The organism is Cedecea neteri NBRC 105707 = ATCC 33855, from assembly GCF_001571265.1.
GTDB classification, from domain to species: domain Bacteria; phylum Pseudomonadota; class Gammaproteobacteria; order Enterobacterales; family Enterobacteriaceae; genus Cedecea; species Cedecea neteri.
Genome location: NZ_BCTL01000099.1, coordinates 1 through 4,409, shown reverse-complemented (window position 1 = coordinate 4,409; position 4,409 = coordinate 1). Strand labels below are relative to the sequence as shown.

At 49.6% G+C, this 4,409-nt stretch carries 3 protein-coding genes; 1 reads left to right on the top strand and 2 read right to left on the bottom strand.

Annotated features, from left to right (window positions below):
* Positions 1-133: 133 nt before the first annotated feature.
* Both lptA and CNE01S_RS23755 read right to left on the bottom strand, forming a co-directional pair.
* On the bottom strand, positions 134-616 hold the full coding sequence (lptA, locus tag CNE01S_RS23760) for a lipopolysaccharide transport periplasmic protein LptA (RefSeq protein WP_061279138.1): 483 nt from the start codon (positions 614-616) through the stop codon (positions 134-136).
* A 45-nt stretch (positions 617-661) separates the two neighbouring features.
* Positions 662-1,207, bottom strand: coding sequence for a recombinase family protein (locus tag CNE01S_RS23755; protein ID WP_061279136.1), 546 nt, complete (start codon positions 1,205-1,207; stop codon positions 662-664).
* A 163-nt stretch (positions 1,208-1,370) separates the two neighbouring features.
* Here CNE01S_RS23755 and CNE01S_RS23750 point away from each other — a divergent pair, with 163 nt between their 5' ends.
* Positions 1,371-4,376, top strand: a complete 3,006-nt coding sequence (locus tag CNE01S_RS23750) for a Tn3 family transposase (protein ID WP_061279134.1) — start codon at positions 1,371-1,373, stop codon at positions 4,374-4,376.
* Positions 4,377-4,409 lie beyond the last annotated feature (33 nt).

The following is a 4,409-nucleotide window of genomic DNA, read 5'->3' as shown; positions in this document are numbered from 1 at the left end:
GGGGTCTGACGCTCAGTGGAACGAAAACTCACGCTAAGCTTTCATTACGTGTTGGAACATTGACCATTTACCCTAACAGTTTACTGTTTGGGTAAATGGTTTTTGTCAGATTCAGCATGCTGACTAAGAATAATTATTTTTTCGTCTGTGATACCTTGTCAGGATAAATCACACTCCTTACTCTTTTACCAGGTGCAGCAGAAGCTATCATTTTTTTCGTAATGGTGTTGTATGTTATTACTTCGGCCGATAGAGTATTTCCATTCTGCTGAACAAAAGCCTCATCTGTTAGGATAACCTCTCCTGTTTCTGGAGTATATTTAAGCTTTTTAGAATTTCCTGAGAACGGTTTACCGTCTTCTGTTATCCCATTGTATTTTATTGGATTCCCTGTGGCAGTTATATATGTATCGTTGGGGTTTTCACGATGATAAATAGCTTCTTCTGCATCAATAGTCATATCCCCGCTTACAGCGTGTACATGGCCAACAGCCTTAATATTTCCATTCGATAATATTAACTGGTTGTCCGAATCTATTGTGTACTTATTTGATATGGCTTCTGAAGCGTTAGCAGTGCCAGTAATAAAAAATAAAATAATTAAGTATCCTTTCATTTGTACCTCCAGTTCATATTTAATGATTGTATCCGTATAATAAAGCTATTCAGCAATAATTTTATAAACCGTGGAACGGGCAATACTGAGCTGACGAGCAATTTCCGTTGCGCCAGTGCCTTTCTGGTGAAGCTCCAGCACAGTGTTTCTGTCCACAGAACGTTTGCGGCCAAATTTGATACCTTTCAGCCTGGCTTCCTGACGGCCTTCATTGGTGCGTTCCAGTATTCGGCAGCGCTCGGCCTGTGCAACGGCGGACAGGATAGTAACCACCATTTTTCCCATTTCCCCGTCAGTGCTGATCCCGTCATCAATAAACCGGACGGCCACGCCCTGGGCGTCAAACTCTTTTATCAGCTGGATCATATCGGCGGTGTCGCGACCAAGGCGGTCAAGTTTCTTCACCAGAATGGCATCGCCTTCCTCCACCTTCATGCGCAGCAGATCAAGCCCGGGCCGATCGACCGAACTGCCGGATGCCTTATCGGTAAAGATACGATTCGCTTTCACGCCTGCATCTTTGAGTGCTCGGATCTGAATATCGAGAGACTGCTGACTGGTTGATACCCGTGCGTAACCAAAAAGTCGCATAAAAATGTATCCTAAATCAAATATCAGACAGATGGTGTCTGTTATAACAAAAAATCGATTTAACGGACACATTAATGAAGCCGATTTTGGGCGTCCGACAATTTATAACATTTCGGACGGTTACAAAGTTATTAACAAATAGCCGTCAGGCAGGGAGGCCGGTATGCCCGTCGATTTTCTGACCACTGAGCAGACTGAAAGCTATGGTCGATTCACCGGTGAGCCGGATGAGCTTCAGTTGGCACGATATTTTCACCTTGATGAAGCAGACAAGGAATTTATCGGAAAAAGCAGAGGTGATCACAATCGTTTGGGTATTGCCCTGCAAATTGGATGCGTCCGTTTTCTGGGCACCTTCCTCACCGATATGAATCATATTCCTTCCGGCGTTCGGCACTTTATTGCCAGACAGCTCGCCATCCATGATATCACCGTGCTGGCAGAATACGGCCAGAGAGAAAATACCCGTCGTGAGCATGCCGCGCTGATACGTCAGCATTATGATTATCGTGAATTTTCCTGGCCCTGGACTTTTCGTCTTACCCGTCTTTTATATACCCGGAGCTGGATAAGCAACGAGCGTCCGGGCCTGCTTTTTGAGCTGGCTACAGGGTGGCTGATGCAGCACAGGATTATTCTCCCCGGCGCGACCACGCTGACCCGACTGATTTCAGAGGTAAGGGAAAAGGCAACGCTGCGACTGTGGAACAGGCTGGCAATGATTCCGTCTGCCGTGCAGCGTTCACAACTGGAGACGCTGCTGGGACCTGCTGATTCCGGCCGCCTGTCTTTGCTGGAATCACTGAAGAAAGGCCCGGTCACCATCAGCGGCCCGGCGTTTAATGAGGCAATTGATCGCTGGAAAACGCTGAGCGATTTTGGCCTTCATACTGATAATCTGAGTGCGATCCCGGCTGTACGTCTAAAAAATCTCGCTCGTTATGCGGGAATGACTTCGGTGTTCAATATCGCCAGGATGGCTCCGCAGAAAAGGACAGTGATACTGGTTGCCTTTGTCCTTGCATGGGAGACGCTGGCGCTGGATGATGCTCTGGACGTTCTGGATGCCATGCTGGCTGTTATCATCCGTGACGCCAGAAAGATTGGGCAGAAAAAACGGCTCCGATCGCTGAAAGATCTGGATAAATCAGCACTGGCGCTCGCCAGCGCATGTTCGTACCTGCTGAAAGAGGAAACGCCGGACGAATCAATCCGGGCTGAAGTATTCAGCCACATCTCAAGGCAAAAACTGGCCGACATCATCGCACTTGTCCACGAAATTGCCCGACCATCAGACGATAACTTTCATGACGAAATGGTGGAACAGTACGGGCGGGTTCGTCGTTTCCTGCCCCGTCTGCTGAATACCGTTAAATTTTCAGCAGCTCCCGCCGGGAGCACTATCCTGAATGCCTGCGATTACCTCAGCCGCGAGTTCAGCTCACGGCGGCAGTATTTTGATGATGCACCAACGGAAATCATTAGCCGTCCATGGAAACGACTGGTTGTTAATAAGGAAAAACATATTACCCGAAGGGGATACACGCTGTGCTTTCTCAGTAAACTGCAGGACAGCCTGAGGCGGCGGGATGTCTACGTCACCGGCAGTAGCCGGTGGGGCGATCCCCGCGAAAAATTACTACAGGGCGCAGACTGGCAGGCAAACCGAATTAAAGTTTATCGTTCTCTGGGGCACCCGACGAATCCACAGGACGCAATAAAATCGCTGGGTCTCCAATTGGACACCCGTTACAGGCAGGTTGCCGCACGCCTTGGCGAAAATGAGGCGGTTAAACTGGATATTTCCGGCCCAAAACCCAGGCTGACAATTTCTCCCCTCGCCAGTCTTGACGAACCGGACAGTCTGAAACGACTGAGCAAACAGGTCAGTGATCTGCTTCCGACTGTAGATTTGACAGAGCTGTTGCTCGAAATCAATGCCCACACCGGATTTGCTGATGAGTTTTTCCACGCCAGCGAAGCCAGCGCCAGAGTTGACGATCTGCCCATCAGCATCAGCGCCGTACTGATGGCTGAGGCCTGCAATATCGGCCTGGAGCCCCTGATACGGTCAAATGTTCCAGCCCTGACCCGACACCGGCTGAACTGGACAAAAGCAAACTACCTGCGGGCTGAAACTATCACCAGTGCGAATGCCAGGCTGGTTGATTTTCAGGCAACGCTGCCACTGGCACAGGTCTGGGGTGGTGGCGAAGTGGCCTCTGCAGACGGAATGCGCTTTGTTACGCCGGTCAGAACAATCAATGCCGGACCGAACCGCAAATACTTTGGCCATAACAGGGGGATCACCTGGTACAACTTTATGTCCGATCAGTATTCCGGCTTTCATGGCATTGTTATACCAGGGACGCTGAGAGACTCAATCTTTGTGCTGGAAGGCCTTCTGGAACAGGAAACTGGGCTGAATCCTACCGAAATTATGACCGATACCGCTGGGGCCAGCGATCTTGTCTTTGGTCTTTTCTGGCTGTTGGGATACCAGTTTTCCCCACGCCTGGCTGATGCCGGTGCTTCGGTTTTCTGGCGCATGGACAATGACGCTGATTATGGGGTGCTGAATGATATTGCCAGAGGGCAGTCAGCACCCCAAAAAATAGTCCTTCAGTGGGACGAAATGATCCGGGCTGCAGGCTCCCTGAAGTTGGGCAAGGTGCAGGCTTCGGTGCTGGTTCGCTCGTTACTGAAGAGTGAACGCCCTTCCGGATTGACTCAGGCAATCATTGAAGTGGGACGCATCAACAAAACGCTGTATCTGCTTAATTATATTGATGATGAAGATTATCGTCGGCGCATTCTGACCCAACTAAACCGGGGAGAAAGTCGCCATGCCGTTGCCAGAGCTATTTGTCACGGTCAGAAAGGTGAGATAAGAAAGCGATATACTGACGGTCAGGAAGATCAATTGGGCGCACTGGGGTTGGTCACTAACGCCGTCGTGTTATGGAACACTATTTATATGCAGGCAGCCCTGGATCATCTCCGGGCACAGGGGGAAACCCTGAATGATGAAGATATTGCACGACTCTCACCGCTTTGCCACGGGCATATCAATATGCTCGGCCATTATTCCTTCACACTGGCAGAACTGGTGACAAAAGGACATTTGCGGCCATTAAAAGAGGCGTCAGAGGAAGAAAACATTGCTTAACGTGAGTTTTCGTTCCACTGAGCGTCAGACCCC

What these genes read in the sequence shown, in the direction of transcription:
- lptA (WP_061279138.1), bottom strand. Translation starts at nt 616, where the DNA reads ATGAAAGGATACTTAATTATTTTATTTTTTATTACTGGCACTGCTAAC.
- CNE01S_RS23755 (WP_061279136.1), bottom strand. Translation starts at nt 1,207, where the DNA reads ATGCGACTTTTTGGTTACGCACGGGTATCAACCAGTCAGCAGTCTCTC.
- CNE01S_RS23750 (WP_061279134.1), top strand. Translation starts at nt 1,371, where the DNA reads ATGCCCGTCGATTTTCTGACCACTGAGCAGACTGAAAGCTATGGTCGA.